This window comes from Pseudoalteromonas sp. TAE79, assembly GCF_000498015.1.
Classification (GTDB): domain Bacteria; phylum Pseudomonadota; class Gammaproteobacteria; order Enterobacterales; family Alteromonadaceae; genus Pseudoalteromonas.
The window spans coordinates 1-17,287 of record NZ_AUTL01000170.1 but is presented as its reverse complement, the minus strand read 5'-3'; the positions used below and the strand labels follow the sequence as shown (position 1 = coordinate 17,287).

Here is a 17,287-nt window from a genome sequence, read left to right as displayed (position 1 = left end):
TGGCGGGTGTTCAGAACAAAATATCTTTCCAAATTAGCGGTTAATTTAGTAATTAACCACGAGTATACGGACAGTAATGCGAGGCGATTATGAAACTATTTATTAAATCTGTTATGAAATTAAGCCCTACAGCTAAATTTTTAAAATTAACACTATTTTGTACCGCTGCAGTGAGTACAAGTATTGTTACTCAAAGTGCTTTAAGCCTGATACCAGGGCTAAATGTAGCTACGGCATATGCAGAGCAAGAGCAAAAAACAAAACGTGTACCAGCGCTTCGCGAAAAGGTCTACAGCCAACTCGCACGTGCACAAAAACTCGCTGATGATGGCGATGTTAAAGCAGGCCTTGAAGCGCTTGATAGCATTCAAGAGCGAGCTTCAAGCATGAACTCGTACGAAATTGCGATGATGCATAATTTTTATGGGTTTATTTATTACAACGAAAACGATTTACCAAAAGCGATAGCTTCGTTTGAAAAGGTCGTAGCAGAGGAAGCCATTCCTGAGTCGCTTCGTTTAAGTACTACCTTTAGTTTAGCGCAACTAGCTATGGCTAATAGTGATTACACTAAAGTTATCGCATTTTTAGATGACTGGGACACTATTAACACTAAGCCTAAAACAGAAGGCTATTACTTGTTAAGGGCTCAAACATACTATCAGTTAAAGGATTATAAAAAAGGCCTTGAGTACATATCTCAAGTGATTGCTTTAAGCGACAGCGAAGGCAAAATCCCTAAGGAAAACTGGTTAGTACTACAGCGTGCCATGTACTACTCACTTAATCAAACTGACAAAGTTGTTGAAGTACTTGAGCGTATGGTAAAGCTTTATAACAAGCCTGAGTATTGGGTACAGTTATCAGGTATGTATGGTGAAACAGGGCAAGAAAAGCAGCAGTTGGCGGTAATTGAAGCGGCTTATCAGCAAGGATTTTTAACCTCTAAGTCTGATTTACGTCAATTAGCGCAAGTGTATTTATATAACGGCTTAGCATTTAAAGCCGCAGACGTTATGAGTGATGCGATTGAAAAAGGGATTGCAGAGCAAAACGCTAAAAACTATGCCTTTGTAGCTGAGGCGATGATCCAAGCAAAAGAAGACGAAAAATCAATAAAATACTTTGTAAAAGCAGCCGATTTATCACCCAGTGGTAAATATGACCAACGCTTAGCTGAAGTATATGTTAATACTGAGCAATATGAAGAAGCGGCCGACGCAGCGCGTAAAGCACTTAATAAAGGCTCACTTGATTTTGAATCAAATGCATTTGTTGCCTTGGGTATGGCTCAGTACAACTTACAAAATTTTGATGCATCAATTTTAGCGTTCGAACAGGCAGAAAAACATAAAAAATCACAGCGTTTAGCGCAGCAATGGATTAAATATGTAAAGCGCGAGAAAGTGCATGCAGAAACATTAAGAACGGCACTGCTTTAAGCTTTAGTAATAACGTTTAAATATAATTTCATAATCGCAAATCCAAACCACACTATTTTTAGTGTGGTTTTTTTATGTTTTTAATAAATTAACTACTTGAATTTTATGTAAATAACTTTGTCATCTTATGTTTATTAAAGTGTAACTGTAATGTCATATAGCTACCGTAAGGTAGGCGCTGCTGATAACTCAAGTGACCTTAAAGCATTACTTAATGTTTTAAGGTGACTTTAGTTTATTTAAAGCACTTAACAAAATAATTAAATACTTTAACGGAGTGAACAATGAAATTATCTGACTTATTTAAAGTTAGTTTGATTGCAACTGCAGTATCTTTAGCGGGTTGTGGTGGTGACTTAGTAGTATCTGAAGGCGACACAACAATAAATGAAGGCGACACAGTTACTAATGTTGTTGAAGGTGGCAGTGGTACAGTAGATGAAACATCATCGCGTGATGATTCGCAAAATGCAACTACGGGTTTCCCTGCTGATATCGACAATGCACTTGTTCAAGGCTTAGCAACGGATGTATCAAGTGAATTTCCAGCAATAACAGATAAACCAGTGTATCGCTTAAGTGCTGATACAACATTGATTGCTGATGTTTCACTAACTAATGATGCACATTGGATTGTGAGTGGTCGTACTGCTGTGGGTAATGACCGCGCAGATAGTACAACGCTTTATATTCAGCAAGGTACAACGATTATTGGTGAGTCAGGGGATGACTTTTTAGTTGTGCGTCGTGGTTCACAAATTGAATCAGTCGGCACTGCAAGCCAGCCAATTACGATGACCTCAATTCAAGATGTTACGGGTAGCGAGACAGCAATTGGCCAATGGGGTGGTTTGGTATTACTTGGTAATGCACCTGCAAACTCATGTGGAGACCAACAAGGTGAAGCAACAGCAGACGAACTTGCTAACTGTGGCGTGTCAGCTGAAGGTGATGCAGGTCAGTTCGGTGGAAATATCAGTGATGATAATTCAGGTACTCTAAAATATGTACTTGTTAAGCAAGCAGGTAAAACGCTTGGTAATGGTGATGAGTTAAATGGTATTACATTTGCCGGTGTTGGCTCTGCAACTACGGTTGATTATATCCAGGTTCATGAAAACCTTGATGACGGTATCGAGTTTTTTGGTGGTACGGTTAATGTAAGTAATGTAGTGCTGACTAACATTGGTGATGATTCACTTGATTGGTCTTTTGGTTGGACGGGTTCGGCTACTAATGTTTACATTCAACAAGCCGCTAACGTAGGCGATAACGCTATTGAAGCTGATAACTCTGAGTTTGATTCAAGCGCCACGCCATTAACACTGCCTACTATATCTAACGTAACAATCGTCGGTGCAGAAGGTAATAATGGTATTCGTCTACGCGCGGGTACTGCGGGCGCTCTTAAAAATGTATTTGTAACGGGTCCTGCTACTTACGAAAACTGTTTACGTGTAGGGTCTGATTCAGTTCCTCGCGCTGAAGATGGCACACTAACGATTGTAAACTCTATTGTGGCGTGTCAAACAACGGCAAATAATTTTGGTAGTGAAGTAATTAACGGTGGCGACGTTCAATCTTGGTTTGAAGGACAAGATGGTAACCAAGTACTTACGCCTGCAGAGCTTATGCTTGCTGATGACGGTTACACGCCACTTGCTGGTTCACCGCTTATCGCAAATGGTCAAATTGGTGCTTTTGATGGTTCAACTAATTGGATGGAAGGTTGGACTGTCGGTATTAATGGCGGCTTCCCTACTGATATTGATAACGCGCTTGCACAAGGCTTAGCATTAGATGTTTCTAGTGAATTTCCAGCAATTACAGATAAACCAGTATACCGTTTAACTGAAGATACAACGTTCACAGCAGATGTAACGCTTACTAACGATGCACATTGGATTTTAAATGGTCGTACTGCAGTTGGTAATGACCGTGCAGATGCAACTATATTATATGTTCAAGCGGGTACAACGCTAATTGGTGAAACAGGTGATGACTTTTTAGTTGTACGTCGTGGTTCACAAATTAATGCCAATGGTAATGCAACTGCGCCAATCACTATGACATCTATTCAAGATGTAACAGGCGCTGAAACAACGATTGGTCAATGGGGCGGCTTAGTATTATTAGGTAATGCACCCGCTAACTCGTGTGGCGATCAAACCGGTGAAACGACAGCTGAAGAATTAGCTAACTGTGGTGTATCAGCTGAGGGTGACGCTGGTCAGTTTGGTGGTGATATTATCGATGATAACTCAGGTGTTCTTCGTTATATTGTTGTTAAACATGCAGGTAAAACGCTGGGTAATGGCGATGAACTTAACGGTATCTCATTTGCAGGTGTTGGTTCACAAACGAAAGTTGAATACATTCAAATTCACCAAAACCTAGATGATGGTGTTGAGTTTTTTGGTGGCACAGTTAATGTTCGTAACATTGTACTAACTGATATTGGCGACGATGCATTCGATTGGTCATTTGGTTGGTCGGGTCGTGCACAAAATATCTATATTCAACAAAGTTCAGTTGAGGGTGATAACGCAATAGAAGCTGATAACTCAGAATTCGATTCAAATGCGACACCATTGACTAAACCACTAATTTCTAACGTAACAATTGTAGGTGCTGATGGTACTAACGGTGTTCGTTTACGTGCAGGGACAGCGGGCGTTCTACGAAATGTTGTTATAACGGGCCCTGAAGGTTACTCAAACTGTTTACGTGTAGGCTCAGACTCTGCTGCTAATGCAGAATCGGGTGAGTTGTCTATCGAAAACTCAGCTGTTGCATGTAGTGAAGATAATAACTTTGGTTCACAAGCAATTGGTAGTGGCAATGTGCAGTCTTGGTTTGAAGGTCAAACGGGCAACTTAACGCTTACGGCTTCAGCACTTAATTTAGCGACAGACGGCTTTACACCAAAATCGGGTTCACCTTTATTAGGTGCTGGTGGGGATTCATCTGAGCTTGACTCGTTCTTTACCAAAACAGATTACATCGGCGCATTCGATGGCGATAATAATTGGATGGATGGTTGGACAGTTGCTATTACACCAAGCTTTCCTGACGATATTGCTAATGCATTAGCACAAGGACTTGCAACAGATGTTTCTGCTAGCTTCCCTACAATTACAGACAAACCTGTATATCAATTAACCTCTGATGTTGTATTTACATCTGATGTAACACTGACTAACGATGCGCATTGGATTTTAAAAGGACGTACAGCCGTTGGTAATGACCGCGCTGACAACACAACACTTTATGTTCAGTTTGGTACAACATTAATTGGTGAGTCGGGTGATGACTTCTTAGTTGTTCGCCGTGGTTCTAAAATTGAAGCGGTAGGCAGTGTAAATCAACCAATTACTATGACGTCAATCCAGGATATGACGGGAGGCGAAACTACGATTGGTCAATGGGGCGGTTTAGTATTATTGGGTAATGCACCTGCTAACTCATGTGGCGACCAACAAGGTGAAGCTACCGCAGAAGAACTTGCCAGTTGTGGTGTGTCTGCTGAAGGTGACGCAGGCCAGTTCGGTGGTAATGACCCTGAAGATAATTCAGGTACGCTAAAGTATGTTGCAGTTAAGCAAGCGGGTAAAACGCTGGGTAATGGCGATGAACTTAACGGTATTACACTTGCGGGTGTTGGTCGTCAGACTGAACTAGATTACATTCACGTTCATGAAAATCTAGACGATGGTGTTGAATTTTTTGGTGGTACTGCAAATATTAGTCACCTTGTTTTAACAAGCATAGGCGATGATTCACTTGATTGGTCGTTCGGTTGGACGGGTAAAGCGCAATATGTACTGATTAAACAATCAGACTCTGAGGGCGACAATGCAATTGAAGCTGATAACTCTGAGTTTGATTCAAGTGCAACGCCACTAACAATGCCAACTATCTCTAACGTAACAATTATTGGTAATGTTGGTGTAAATGGTATCCGCTTACGTGCAGGTACTGCGGGTATGCTTAAAAACGTAGTGGTTACAGGTGGTGCAGACTATTCAAACTGTTTACGAGTAGGCTCTGATTCAGCGCCGCGAGCAGAGGACGGTACATTAACTGTTACTCACTCCATCGTTGCGTGTGAAACCGCTAACAACTTTGGTACCCAAGCAATTGGTACAGGTAATGTTGAATCTTGGTTCTTAGGACAAACAGGTAATTCAGTTCAAGTAGCCGCTGACCTTGGGCTAGCAGATAATGGCTATATGCCAACTGCTGAGTCGTTATTACTTGGTAATGGCTTTGATTCATCAAGCTTAGATAGTTACTTTGATTCTGTAGATTACATTGGTGCGATGGATGCACAAACAGACTGGACAGCAGGTTGGGTAAAAGTAGGCCTTTAACCCAAACCACATTATAGCCGAGCGAAAGCTCGGCTAATGTCTTGTTTTGTTTCGGAGTATAAAAATGAAATCTTTTAAACCCTCTACACTTGCTTTATCAAAGTTAAACTACGCTGTAATGGCTGCGTTACTTGGTTTATCAGTAAATACAGCTACGGCTGCTGAGCAGCAAGTAGAAGAGCAAGAAATAGAAGAAGTTGTTGCTGTAGGGCAACGATTAAAGGGCAGTGCGGGTGCTGTACTGCAAGAACGTCAAAACCAAGCGTTTGTTGCTGATATTATGGGTGCAGACCAAATATCACGTACTGGTGATGGCGATGCTGCCTCTGCACTTCGCCGTGTTACTGGTTTAACGTTAGTCGATGGCAAATTTATTTATGTGCGTGGTTTAGGTGAACGCTATTCTAGTACTCAGCTAAATAGCATGTATGTACCAAGCCCTGATCCTACTCGCTCAGTGGTTCCTTTGGATTTATTTCCATCTGAAATTATTGAAAGCTTGAGTGTACAAAAGTCATTTTCACCGGATATGCCAGCTCATTTTGGTGGTGGTAATGTAAATATTCGCACTAAATCAATTCCTTCTGACTTTTTATTAAAAGTACAAGTGGGTACATCGTACAATACTTCTAATAGCGATACCGGTTACTTTTACAGTGGCGGTGATGATGACTGGATGGGTCGAGATGATGGTTCGCGAGCATTATCGGATGTGTTTACTACTGCGCTTACCAGTGATGCTGGTCTTGAGGGCAATATAAACACTACGTTAGCTGAGCGTAAAAACCTGATTCAATCGCTTGATTGGGATGTAGGTATTTCACAAAAGGATGTTGACCCTGCTATGAACTTCTCTATTGCCTTAGGTGATAGATTTGAAAGTGAGGTCGGTACTTTTGGTGTGCTTGCAGCCGTATCTTACGATAACGAGTGGGAAGTAGTTCAAGAGCAAAGCGGCTCAAGCCTTGGTAGCTTAGGCTGTGAAGACAAATGTTTTGCCCAGTATTACGATGGTACATCGACTGAGCAAAATGTACGTTGGAGCGGCACATTAAATTTAGGATATGAGTTAAACTCAAACCATAAGTTTGAGCTTACTAATATTGCACTTCATGACATGAGTGACCGCGTACGTAACCGCGATTACTTTGATGCAAATGAAACCGAAGAAGGTGTCACCGAATTACGCCGAGTAGATATTACGTACGAAGAGCGCGAAATGTTTTCGACTCAGCTTAAGGGGACGCACAACTTTCCAGAGCTAAATAATTTATTTTTTGATTGGTATGGCGGTTTAAGTCGAGCAAACCGTAATGCACCAGGTGGTTTAGATGTTGTTTATCAGCAAAACTTAGTTGATGGCGTGCTTGAATCTGAACAACTGCAAGATGTAGCTGCAACAAATATCACCCGTGAGTATCAAGTATTACACGACGATGTTGAAACATTTGGTTGGAATATGGGTATGCCTTTTTATGGTGACGGCTATGAGCTTGAGTTAAAAATAGGCGGCGATTTTTCAGAGAAAAAACGTGATGCAAGTAATGTGAAGTTTGGCATTACGCACCGTGGTATAAGCGATGAGTACTCGTTCGGCTCTAACGTAAGCGATATTTTTGCTGATGAAAACACGGCGAATGACGCTTTTTATGCAAGTGTAACAGGCTCTGGTATTTTTGATGATGGTACCGCAGATGGTGATAAGTACAGCGCTGCACATAAGTTAGACGCTTATTATTTTATGGCCGACTTTTTCTACGAAAACACATGGCGTATAACCGGTGGTATTCGTTGGGAAGACTTTTCTCAAATATCAGTGCCTTTTCAGGCTCATACTAATTTCTTTGATGGAACAATTGAAGAAGTGAGCGAAGTTGCAATAAAAGAAGATAACTTTTTTCCTTCTTTAGCTGTTACGTACATCATGGATGAAGAAATGCAATTTCGCTTAAATTTAAGTGAAACAACCATTCGCCCTGATCTACGTGATGTAAGCTCTTCTTTCTTTGTTGACCCGTTAACTGAGTTTCTGGTGAGAGGATCACCTAGTTTACAAAGTTCTAATTTAAAAAATGTAGATTTTAGGTTTGAATGGTATATGCCATCAGGTAATAACCTTTCTGTTGCATTGTTTTATAAAGACATTGAAAACCCAATTGAAATGGTTGAGCTTGCGGGCGTAGGTGGTGCATCTCCACAGTTATTAACAGCAAATGCTCAGTCGGGTAAATTGTCGGGTATTGAAGTTGATTTTTTAACTGACTTTGGCTTTATAAATAAAGATTGGTCTTCAGCATTTTTGTCAGGCAACGTTACGCTATCTGACTCAAGTGTTAATTTGGGGATTAATGATTCAGACGGTGTTGACTCACTGTTTGAAACACAGCTTAAAGAAGCCCTTGAGGCCGATACGGTATCGAATATTGTAACTAACAATGAGCGTCGTTTAGTTGGTCATTCTGAGTGGGTTGCAAACTTACAAATGGGCTATGACTCGAATGATGGGTTTCATTCTACTTCATTAATTTATAATGTGTTTGGTCCTCGTATAATTGTACCTGGTACACGTGGAAATGAAGATGCAGAAGAAAAGTCGTTTCACTCAGTTGATTTAGTTTATTCTTACTTCCCTAACTTTAACTCTAAAGTTAATTTTAAGGTTAAGAATATGCTTGGCCAAGAAAAAGAAATTGAACAAGAAGGTCTTACCCTTTGGGGACAAGACACCGGCACTGAGTTTAGTTTAAGTTATAGCTATGAGTTTTAAGCTTTATTTAAAATAAAACTCAAGGAATGAAATAGTAAACTTCACTATCTATTAGCTCTGTATTTTAATACAGAGCTTTTTTGTGTTTATGCTCAGTATGAAAAATATTTAAGTTCTGTTTTATTCACTAGTTTTAGCCGTCTACGAGTGTTAGTTTAGCGTTAATGAAAATTAAATCTCACGCAATGAATTTAATTTTTAATGTATTAAGGCATCTTTTATGAATCAAACAGTGGAACAAACAATGAAAAAAGTAGGATTAGTCGGTTGGCGTGGCATGGTTGGCTCTGTGTTATTAGAACGTATGCAGCAGCAAAGTGATTTTGCCCATATCGACACCACCTTTTTCACCACCTCACAAGCGGGTCAACTAGGCCCAGATATAGCAGGCGACGCAAAACCATTACTAGATGCAAGTGACATTAGCGAACTTGCTAAAATGGATATTATTGTTACTTGCCAAGGCGGTGACTACACCAATGCGGTACATCCAAAGCTTCGAGAGTCGGGTTGGGATGGTTACTGGATTGATGCAGCTTCAGCGCTGCGTATGAGTGAGGACAGCATTATAGTGCTTGATCCCGTAAACAAAGATGTTATTGAACAAGGCTTAGAGCAAGGCGTTAAAACCTTTGTGGGCGGTAACTGTACTGTATCGCTGATGCTACTTGCATTAGGTGGTTTATTTGAGCAAGACCTAATTGAATGGGTAAGCCCAATGACTTACCAAGCGGCGTCGGGCGCTGGTGCACGAAATATGAAAGAGCTTATTGCACAAATGGGCGCTATTCATGCAAGTGTTGCAGATAAACTAGATAACCCAAGCTCTGCTATTTTAGAAATTGATAAAATAGTAAGTGAAACAATGGCGTCAAAAGACTTACCACAAGACCAATTTGGTGTGCCATTAGCGGGCAGTTTAATCCCGTGGATTGACGTACCTATGCCAAGCGGTCAGTCTAAAGAAGAATGGAAAGCGCAAGTTGAAGCGAACAAAATTTTAGGTTCTTCAAAGCAACCAGTGCCTATTGACGGTTTATGTGTACGTATTGGCGCTATGCGTTGTCATTCACAAGCGATGACCATTAAATTACGTGAAGATATTAGCGTAGAAAAAATTGAAGAAATTTTAGCGTCTCATAACGAGTGGGTTAAGGTTATTCCTAACGAGCGTGAAATTAGCGCAACAGACTTAACACCCGTTAAAGTAACAGGCACTTTAACAATTCCTGTTGGCCGTATTCGTAAATTAGCGATGGGGCCAAAATACATCAGCGCATTTACAGTAGGCGATCAGCTTTTGTGGGGAGCGGCAGAGCCACTTCGTCGTATGCTACGCATAATTGTTGATGGTGAGTAATACCAATTCGCAATAATACTTAATCAATTTGAGGGGTTAAATCTGACGCTAACTACGTTAAATATTTCTGATATAGAACAACTAAATAACGAAATCTTTGCCTTGTTATCGACACGATTTTTCTTCCCTCAAAATAGATCACTTAATTAAGCGAATTGGTATAATATATAATTAGTATTAACAAAAGGGGTTGGCAATTTGCCAGCCCTTTTTAGTTTAATGGCTTATAAAACCGCTTAAGAGGCTTAAACAATACTTTTTTATGAATGTTCACTGTTGTTTATTATTGAACTTAAGTAAACTGTTTACATTGTGCAACAGCCTATTCAAGTAACATTAATGACCTCTCATATAAATAACTTTGCCAATAAGCGATTAGCATTTGTTAGCTCCTATTTTAGTTCTGCAATTGCTATAAACACGGTTGTTTCTTGTTTTCTTATTTTTAGCAGTATTAACCACAGCGCCTCGCAAGAAAAACTTTACTGGCTTTTTACGTTATCATTTATTTCATTACTTCGAATAGCCAGCCATGTATTTGTTAACAACACCCATGCTTTTAAATATCATCTGTATTTTATAGGTTTATTATTAACAGCCGTAACTTGGGCTGCTTTCCCCATTTTGTTTTATGAAAATATGCCAATGCAGGAGAAGTTTGTATCACTCGTTGTTTTTAGCTCCCTTGCTGGTGGCGGTGTAAATGTTTTAGCTTCTGATATTCGTTCCTCCTTGTCGTATATAACCTGTTTACTGGTTCCTTTTAGTATTTTATTACTTTTACAGCCTATTGAAGATGAGAATGTACTAGGTATTTTAGGGCTCGTTTTATGGTTTATTTTGTGTTTTGTTACCGCTGTACGTTCTGCTAAAGATGTAAAGTCATCAATTAATAATGAACTTAAGTTAGATCAATTTATTGAAAACTTAGAAAACGAAGTGCAACTTCGTACCGAACAAATAATCCTTTTAGAGCAAAAAGATAATTTAACTAAATTGTTTAACAGGGGGAGCTTTGTTTCTAATGTTGAACTTGATTTAGCCAATCAAAATGATGATATTAAAGCCGTTTTATTTTTAGATATGGATGACTTTAAAATCATCAACGATAAATACGGTCACGATTTTGGTGACTTTGTTCTGGCCCAAACAGGTAAACGATTAGTTGAAACACAAACTCAGGGCGATTTTATTGCTTGTCGTTGGGGAGGGGATGAGTTTATTTTTTATTCTCGTAGTAACACCGAAGACGAACTTTTTGACTGTGTTTTTAGATTAGTTAAAACTTTAACGAAAACAGTAAGCATGGATAGCTATCAAGTAAACCCTTCTTTTAAGGTTGGGCTGTATTTTACGCGTGAAAACTTTAATCTTGAAGACGCGATTAAATACGCTGATGTTGCTATGTATGAAGGTAAGAAAAGCCGTAATGAAATATCGGTATTTGACGAGCGAATGCATGAATCGCTTAAAAGAGAAGAAGTACTTCGCAGCTCAATTAAAGAGTGCGTAGAAAAAGGTGACTTTCATCTGTGTTATCAACCTATTGTTGATATAAGTACAAATGAAATAACCACGTTTGAAGTACTACTTCGTTGGCAGTTTAATGATGAATTTATTCCCCCTTCAGAATTTATAGATATTGCAGAGCGATATGGGAAAATTAATATATTAGGTGAATTTGTACTAGAGCAAGCCATCGCGAGTTTAAGTAAGTTAAACGCTGTGAATAGTAAGATTGGATTGTCGATTAATGTGTCGGTGTTGCAACTAGAAAACCATAATTTTTTAGATTTTTTAGTTGCTCTTCTAAATAGATATGCTGTTAAACCATACAATGTGCATTTAGAAATAACAGAAACAGTGATGATTAAAAATTTACCGTATTTGTCAAAAGTGATTACGGCCATAAAAAATACCGGTGTGCGTATCTCTATTGATGATTTTGGTACTGGGTTTTCTTCTATATCGGTTTTAAAAGAGCTATCAGTTGATTACATTAAAATAGATAAATCTTATATTGATAACATTTGTGAATGCTCAAAAGATAAAAGTATTGTATCTGCGGTAACTAACATGTCGCATATGATTGGTTGCCAGGTAATAGCGGAGGGCGTAGAAAACTCCGCTCAGTTAACGTTATTACAAAGCTTAGAAATTGATAAATACCAAGGTTTTATATTCAGTAAACCAGTTAGATTTGATCAAGCACTATCCTTGATATATTAAAGGTACTCGCTGTTTTTATTTAGTTAAGTATTGCTGCATAAACCCAATTTTTTGTAGCAATTTTAAATTGGTATAACCTTTGCTGTTAATACTTAAATTAGCCACTTTAACTTCACTTAGGCTATTAACGATGTATTTTAAATACGATTTACGTAGTGTTGTTACAATTTTGCGTAATTCTTACATGTTTAAAATGCTCATTCGAAAGTATTAGGTAAAGGAAATTACAATGAGCTCGGTTTCTAATGTATTTCATAGCAAATGGTTTAACTCATTTGCGGTTATTTTATTAGTCCTTATTATTGCCAGAATAGCCGCGCCTTATGTAGTTCAATACTACGTAAATTATCAGCTAAAACATACGCAAGGTGTTACGGGGCATGTTGGTGATGTAGATTTGTTTTTATATCGCGGTGCCTATGCAATTGACGACGTTGAAATTTACGCTGTTGATGCAACTTCAGCTCCGAAGCCTTTACTGAGTATTCAAACTCTTGATTTTTCACTCGCGTGGTCAGCCCTTTTAAAGGGCAATTTAGTAACAAACATGGCCTTTACGCGTCCTGAAATAGTTATTTACGATAAAGACCCCAATGCTTCTGAGCAAAATAAACAAGTAAAAGACGAAACTACCTGGGTAGGGCTCGCCAATAATTTAGTACTGTTCTCTATTGATACCTTAACAATTGAGCAAGGCAAATTAACTTTAGTTAACTCAACTAATAGTGGTGAAAAACCCACTTTTATATCAAATATTAACGCTCGAATTGAAAATATAACCAACGCGCAAAACCTATCAAAAACACTAGTGACTACTCTAAGCGTAGAAGGTGCATTAATGGGGGAGGCCGGATTAAAGCTTGATGGCAAATTAGATCCCTTTAGCAAACAAGCCAATTTTGATTTTAACGCAGAGGTACAGCGTTTCTCTGTTAAAAACCTCGATACTGTATTTAAGGTATACACGCCTTTTGATATTGAAGCGGGTGGCATTGATGGCGCTATGGAACTTGTAGCTAAAGACAATAACTTAAATGGTTATGTAAAAGCGGGCGTTCAAAACTTGAGTGTGTTCTCGTGGCGCGAAGATATAGAAAAAGATGACGACGGCATATTTACGGCCATATTTGAAGGCAGTGTTGATTTACTGGGCTCTATACTCGAAAACGATGAGTCAAAACTTGTTGCTGCACGTATTCCTATAGAGGGACAACTAGATAATACGGATGTTTCGACTTTTCAAGCTGTGATTTCGGTATTAGAAAACGCATTTTTTGATGCGTTTAAAATGAAAGTAGATAACGTTATTTCTTTTGAAGATACGGATGAAAAACCTGATAACGAGGAAAATTAAAGCTCTTTGGTAATTCTATTTCAATTAGATCTTTAAATTGCACCCACTTTTTAAACTTTAAGTGGGTGCTTTAGTACTCTTATCAGATTAGTTTTTGCGGTTACTCAATAGCTCTTTAAGCTCAGCAATTTGGGATTGTAGTTCGTTTACTTGCCCTTGCGTTGCAGGTAATGAGCTGTCGTCTGCGAGCTCTTCTCGCGCTTTGCGGTGCTCCTCACTCATAACTTCTAAAATGGCACCTACCATCATATTTAAAAATACAAATGCGGTTAAAAATATAAACGTAAGGTAATAAATCCAGCTTAATTCGTACACCGCCATTGTTTCGTACATTATGTCGGTCCAATCTTCAAACGTCGCCACCCTAAACAAGGTAAGCATTGAGATTGATACGTCTTGCCAAAGTACGGGGTTTATTTCCGCAAACATCATGCTGCCCATTGCAGCGTATATATAAAAAATAACAAACATTAATAGGGCTATATAACCCATTTGTGGAATGGCTTTAAGCAATGAATTAACTAATAAGCGCAGCTCTGGGATCATCGATACCAATCGCAGTACTCTAAATATGCGAAGTAGACGAGCAATTAACATAGTAGAGCCAGCAGCAGGATATAAACTGCCCAATACTATGATGATGTCGAATATGTTCCATCCTTTAGAAAAAAAGTGTTTTATGCCTTTACTTGCAATAAAGCGTATTACTAGTTCAATTAAAAAGAATGCGGTAATGCCAACGTCCATCCAATTTAGAGCAAGCTCTACGGTAGGATGTAATGAGTAAGTGTGCGCACCTACTGTCAGGGCAGAAACAATAATTACAGCTATAACAAATGATTGAAATATCTTGCTTTTGTCTATACGCTGAAACAACTTTTGTAACTGCGACATCATAGAAATAGATCCTTTGAAAATTAAGATTTTATGGCGCTAATATACAATAATATTGTAATAATTTAACGCTTTTTCGATATAGAAAGTGTAAGGAAATTTAATGTTTATCAATAAACCAAAAAGTAGCGCATTACTTATTGTTGGATTATGTGTTTTAGCAGGTTGTAGCTCTGACGCGCGTTTTCATGAAGTTCAATCGGCGCGCCTTGATGAGTGTAATTATAAAGCTGACAAAGAATATTACGAATGCCTAGATAAACAAGATTCTAACTACGAAGAGTTTAAAAAACAGCAACAAGCAGAAACTAAATAAGTAACCTTTATATTATGACTAAAACTCAAAAGCAGCGCGATAAGCACATTAGACTAGCACTTACTAATACATGCGAAGCAATAAAAGAAAGCGTAATTGGTTTTGATTATCTAACGCATACCATTGATTTAAATAATGAGGCTAATACGTTAAAAGTACAATGCTATTTTAATGATGATATAGCCCTTGAAAGTGCAAAACCTCAACTTAACGAATTAACAAATATAATACTCAAAGAGCTTACGAGTATTAAGTTGAACGCAAAACCAGCACAGATTTCATTTTCCGCCAATTAACAGAGCTTTTGTTGGTTTGATAGCACATGGACGTTATAATTAGATAAATTATTTTTAGGGTTTAAATTATGGCTGTTCCTACGCGTTCGCAAATTTCACCAGGTACCACAGTAAATATTGTATTAAAAGAAGATCAACGCAGCGGCACATTAACTGAGGGTGTTGTTGAGCGCCTTTTAACAAAATCACCCAATCACCCACACGGTATTAAAGTACGTTTAGAAGATGGTCAAGTTGGCCGAGTAAAAGAGATTTTATAATGGCAGCGTTAACAGAACAGGCTTTTTGGGAATTAGTAACAACGCCTGATTTAGGGCTCGATCCGCAAAGTGTGAGCGATAACCTAAAAACTAAACTTAATGATTTAAGCGATCAACACCTCATTGATTTTGATAAGTATTTTGGCATACATATGCGCAAGTGTTTTACCTGGGATTTGTTTGGTGCCGCTTTTGTTATGGCTGGATGTAACGACGATTACGGTTTTAGCGAATTTAGATGTTGGTTAATTTCTCGTGGGAAAACAGTATTTGAAAACGCTTTAGAAAATGCTGATTCGTTAGCGCAGTGTACACCTGTTTATTACTTAAACGAGCAGCCTTATCCGTACATTGATGAGTATGATTTAATAGCCGGTTTATTATTTGAAGAACGCAGCGAAGACGAATTACCGTTTATCCCATCTGGCAGTGATGAACCTAAAGGTAAACGTTTTAAAGACAAACCTAAGTTTTTAAAGCAAAGCTACCCTTTATTATTTGCAAAGTACTGGCAATAAAATGAATACCAATTCGTATAACGGTAAGCGTCTAGCGAACCACACCTAGCATCGATGTTCTGATTATCTAAAAATACCTGCTCAATGATAAATTCGGAGCAGGTGATGAAAACTTACAGAACAAGCGCACAGTGGCAGCAGCTTTTGCTGCAACGCAGTACGTTTAGTGGTACTAATATTGAATTCTGCCAACACCATAATGTCGCTATTACGACTTATTATAAACAACGTGCTTTACTGGCAAAAGACCAGCCTAATTCCACCTTGCCAGTGCACACGCAGTGCCTTACATCATCACGTTTTGTCCAGGTAAAACAAACTACTGAAGTCTGCGCGCAAACTCGTCAAAATACGCTGCAGTTTGATACGCTAACCGGCCAACTCACGTTTCCTATCGATTTAGCGACGGCCGATATCGTTGCCATTATTAAAGGGCTAACGGTATGAGGATGTTCGTTGATGTACCCACCGTCTATTTATGTGCCGATGCCGTTGATTTTCGAAAATCAATTAATGGTCTGGCGGCGTTGGTGGAAGCAGAGCTTGAACTACCCGTGCTCAGTGGTGCGCTATTTGTGTTTTGTAATAAAGGCCGTGACAAACTCAAACTGCTTTACTGGGATAACACCGGTTTTGCACTGTGGTATAAGCGATTAGATAAGCATAAGTTCAAATGGCCCAAACTCATGTCACCCACCATGACCTTAAGCGAGCAGCAATTACACTGGTTATTATCGGGTTATGATGTGATTGGACACAGTAAAATTGATGTCGCAGGTAAGAAAATGCTTTAATATTTGCGATCGATTGATGATCATCAAAGTGAGTTCAGTTAGCACTGCAAAGCCTTTGATGATGCCTTAAAATAGGCGTCATGAAAAATGAACTCGCCCTTAAACAGCGCATTGCTGAACTTGAAAAACTGTTAGCGCAGAAGGATGCCCAGATTGCGGCATTGGAAGAGCGCTGGAGCTTGGCCCAACAAAAACAATTCGGCAAAAGTGCTGAAGGCTTTGCCGGGCAAGGCGAGTTATTCAATGAAGTGGAAGAAATTGTTGAGGAAGTTGAGGCAGAGCAACAATCCATTAGCTATACCCGTAAAAAGCCGGTGCGTAAGGCACTGCCAAAAGACTTACCTCGTGAGCAGGTTATTCACGACATCATCGACAAAACCTGTGATTGCTGTGGCGGTGAGCTACATAAAATGGGTGAAGATAAGTCAGAAAAGCTTGAGTTCATACCCGCTAAAATCAAAGTGATTGAGCATATTAGGCCTAAATACGCCTGCCGTCACTGTGATAAATCCTCAACTCAGACACAGATTAAACAAGCCTCAATGCCTGCCATGCCCATCAACAAAGGCATTGCAACCAGCAGTTTGCTCAGTCAGCTTATCACCAGTAAATACCAATACGGGTTACCGCTGTATCGCCAGGAAGCGATGTTTAAGCAATACGGTATTGAACTCAGTCGACAGA

Annotated in this window: 14 protein-coding genes and 1 pseudogene (1 of these 15 cut by a window edge); 14 read left to right on the top strand and 1 reads right to left on the bottom strand. The window is 39.1% G+C overall.

The window, feature by feature from the left end:
* The 7 genes and pseudogenes from L655_RS01000000125575 to L655_RS0112770 form a co-directional block, all read left to right on the top strand.
* A pseudogene (locus L655_RS01000000125575) lies at positions 1-44 on the top strand (energy transducer TonB) (it extends 561 nt beyond the left edge of the window).
* Between the two features lie 69 nt (positions 45-113).
* Positions 114-1,442 (top strand): hypothetical protein, encoded by a 1,329-nt coding sequence (locus tag L655_RS0112800; protein ID WP_024605226.1) that lies wholly within the window; start codon positions 114-116, stop codon positions 1,440-1,442.
* Between the two features lie 284 nt (positions 1,443-1,726).
* Complete coding sequence (locus L655_RS0112795) at positions 1,727-5,815, top strand: hypothetical protein (protein ID WP_024605225.1); 4,089 nt, start codon at positions 1,727-1,729, stop codon at positions 5,813-5,815.
* A gap of 64 nt (positions 5,816-5,879) precedes the next feature.
* Positions 5,880-8,582 carry a TonB-dependent receptor gene (locus L655_RS0112790; protein ID WP_024605224.1) on the top strand — a complete coding sequence of 901 codons (2,703 nt, stop codon included), beginning with the start codon at positions 5,880-5,882 and terminating at the stop codon, positions 8,580-8,582.
* 220 nt (positions 8,583-8,802) lie between these two features.
* Positions 8,803-9,942: an aspartate-semialdehyde dehydrogenase gene (gene asd / locus L655_RS0112785; RefSeq protein WP_024597574.1), complete on the top strand. Its 1,140-nt coding sequence runs from the start codon at positions 8,803-8,805 to the stop codon at positions 9,940-9,942.
* 312 nt (positions 9,943-10,254) lie between these two features.
* Positions 10,255-12,171 carry a bifunctional diguanylate cyclase/phosphodiesterase gene (locus tag L655_RS0112780; protein WP_024605223.1) on the top strand — a complete coding sequence of 639 codons (1,917 nt, stop codon included), beginning with the start codon at positions 10,255-10,257 and terminating at the stop codon, positions 12,169-12,171.
* A gap of 229 nt (positions 12,172-12,400) precedes the next feature.
* Entirely contained in the window at positions 12,401-13,525 is a 1,125-nt protein-coding gene (locus L655_RS0112770; RefSeq protein ID WP_024605222.1) for a DUF748 domain-containing protein, read from the top strand.
* Between the two features lie 87 nt (positions 13,526-13,612).
* Here L655_RS0112770 and L655_RS0112765 read toward each other — a convergent pair whose 3' ends face one another.
* Positions 13,613-14,422 (bottom strand): ion transporter, encoded by an 810-nt coding sequence (locus L655_RS0112765; RefSeq protein ID WP_024605221.1) that lies wholly within the window; start codon positions 14,420-14,422, stop codon positions 13,613-13,615.
* A 100-nt stretch (positions 14,423-14,522) separates the two neighbouring features.
* Here L655_RS0112765 and L655_RS0112760 point away from each other — a divergent pair, with 100 nt between their 5' ends.
* From L655_RS0112760 to L655_RS0112730, 7 genes are all read left to right on the top strand, one after another.
* Positions 14,523-14,735 carry a hypothetical protein gene (locus L655_RS0112760; protein ID WP_024597579.1) on the top strand — a complete coding sequence of 71 codons (213 nt, stop codon included), beginning with the start codon at positions 14,523-14,525 and terminating at the stop codon, positions 14,733-14,735.
* Positions 14,736-14,749: 14 nt separating this feature from the next.
* The gene (locus tag L655_RS0112755; RefSeq protein WP_024605220.1) at positions 14,750-15,031 is read left to right on the top strand and encodes a hypothetical protein; all 282 of its coding nucleotides are present in this window, start codon (positions 14,750-14,752) and stop codon (positions 15,029-15,031) included.
* Positions 15,032-15,099: 68 nt separating this feature from the next.
* Positions 15,100-15,291: a YwbE family protein gene (locus L655_RS0112750; RefSeq protein ID WP_007583223.1), complete on the top strand. Its 192-nt coding sequence runs from the start codon at positions 15,100-15,102 to the stop codon at positions 15,289-15,291.
* Positions 15,291-15,809: a DUF4240 domain-containing protein gene (locus L655_RS0112745; RefSeq protein ID WP_024605219.1), complete on the top strand. Its 519-nt coding sequence runs from the start codon at positions 15,291-15,293 to the stop codon at positions 15,807-15,809. The genes L655_RS0112750 and L655_RS0112745 overlap by 1 nt, the downstream gene beginning before the upstream one ends.
* Positions 15,810-15,914: 105 nt before the next feature.
* Positions 15,915-16,256 (top strand): hypothetical protein, encoded by a 342-nt coding sequence (locus tag L655_RS0112740; RefSeq protein ID WP_024591408.1) that lies wholly within the window; start codon positions 15,915-15,917, stop codon positions 16,254-16,256.
* Positions 16,257-16,258: 2 nt separating this feature from the next.
* Complete coding sequence (gene tnpB, locus L655_RS0112735; RefSeq protein WP_158001052.1) at positions 16,259-16,603, top strand: IS66 family insertion sequence element accessory protein TnpB; 345 nt, start codon at positions 16,259-16,261, stop codon at positions 16,601-16,603.
* Between the two features lie 80 nt (positions 16,604-16,683).
* Positions 16,684-17,287, top strand: a 604-nt coding sequence (locus L655_RS0112730) for an IS66 family transposase zinc-finger binding domain-containing protein (RefSeq protein ID WP_024604010.1), incomplete at its 3' end; no start/stop codon positions are given.

Bases quoted from the DNA above. Each gene is read 5' to 3' on its own strand.
- L655_RS0112765 (WP_024605221.1), bottom strand. From the start codon at position 14,422: ATGATGTCGCAGTTACAAAAGTTGTTTCAGCGTATAGACAAAAGCAAG.
- L655_RS0112795 (WP_024605225.1), top strand. From the start codon at position 1,727: ATGAAATTATCTGACTTATTTAAAGTTAGTTTGATTGCAACTGCAGTA.
- L655_RS0112750 (WP_007583223.1), top strand. From the start codon at position 15,100: ATGGCTGTTCCTACGCGTTCGCAAATTTCACCAGGTACCACAGTAAAT.
- L655_RS0112745 (WP_024605219.1), top strand. From the start codon at position 15,291: ATGGCAGCGTTAACAGAACAGGCTTTTTGGGAATTAGTAACAACGCCT.
- L655_RS0112760 (WP_024597579.1), top strand. From the start codon at position 14,523: ATGTTTATCAATAAACCAAAAAGTAGCGCATTACTTATTGTTGGATTA.
- L655_RS0112755 (WP_024605220.1), top strand. From the start codon at position 14,750: ATGACTAAAACTCAAAAGCAGCGCGATAAGCACATTAGACTAGCACTT.
- L655_RS0112790 (WP_024605224.1), top strand. From the start codon at position 5,880: ATGAAATCTTTTAAACCCTCTACACTTGCTTTATCAAAGTTAAACTAC.
- asd (WP_024597574.1), top strand. From the start codon at position 8,803: ATGAATCAAACAGTGGAACAAACAATGAAAAAAGTAGGATTAGTCGGT.
- L655_RS0112770 (WP_024605222.1), top strand. From the start codon at position 12,401: ATGAGCTCGGTTTCTAATGTATTTCATAGCAAATGGTTTAACTCATTT.
- L655_RS0112800 (WP_024605226.1), top strand. From the start codon at position 114: ATGAAATTAAGCCCTACAGCTAAATTTTTAAAATTAACACTATTTTGT.
- L655_RS0112740 (WP_024591408.1), top strand. From the start codon at position 15,915: ATGAAAACTTACAGAACAAGCGCACAGTGGCAGCAGCTTTTGCTGCAA.
- tnpB (WP_158001052.1), top strand. From the start codon at position 16,259: ATGTTCGTTGATGTACCCACCGTCTATTTATGTGCCGATGCCGTTGAT.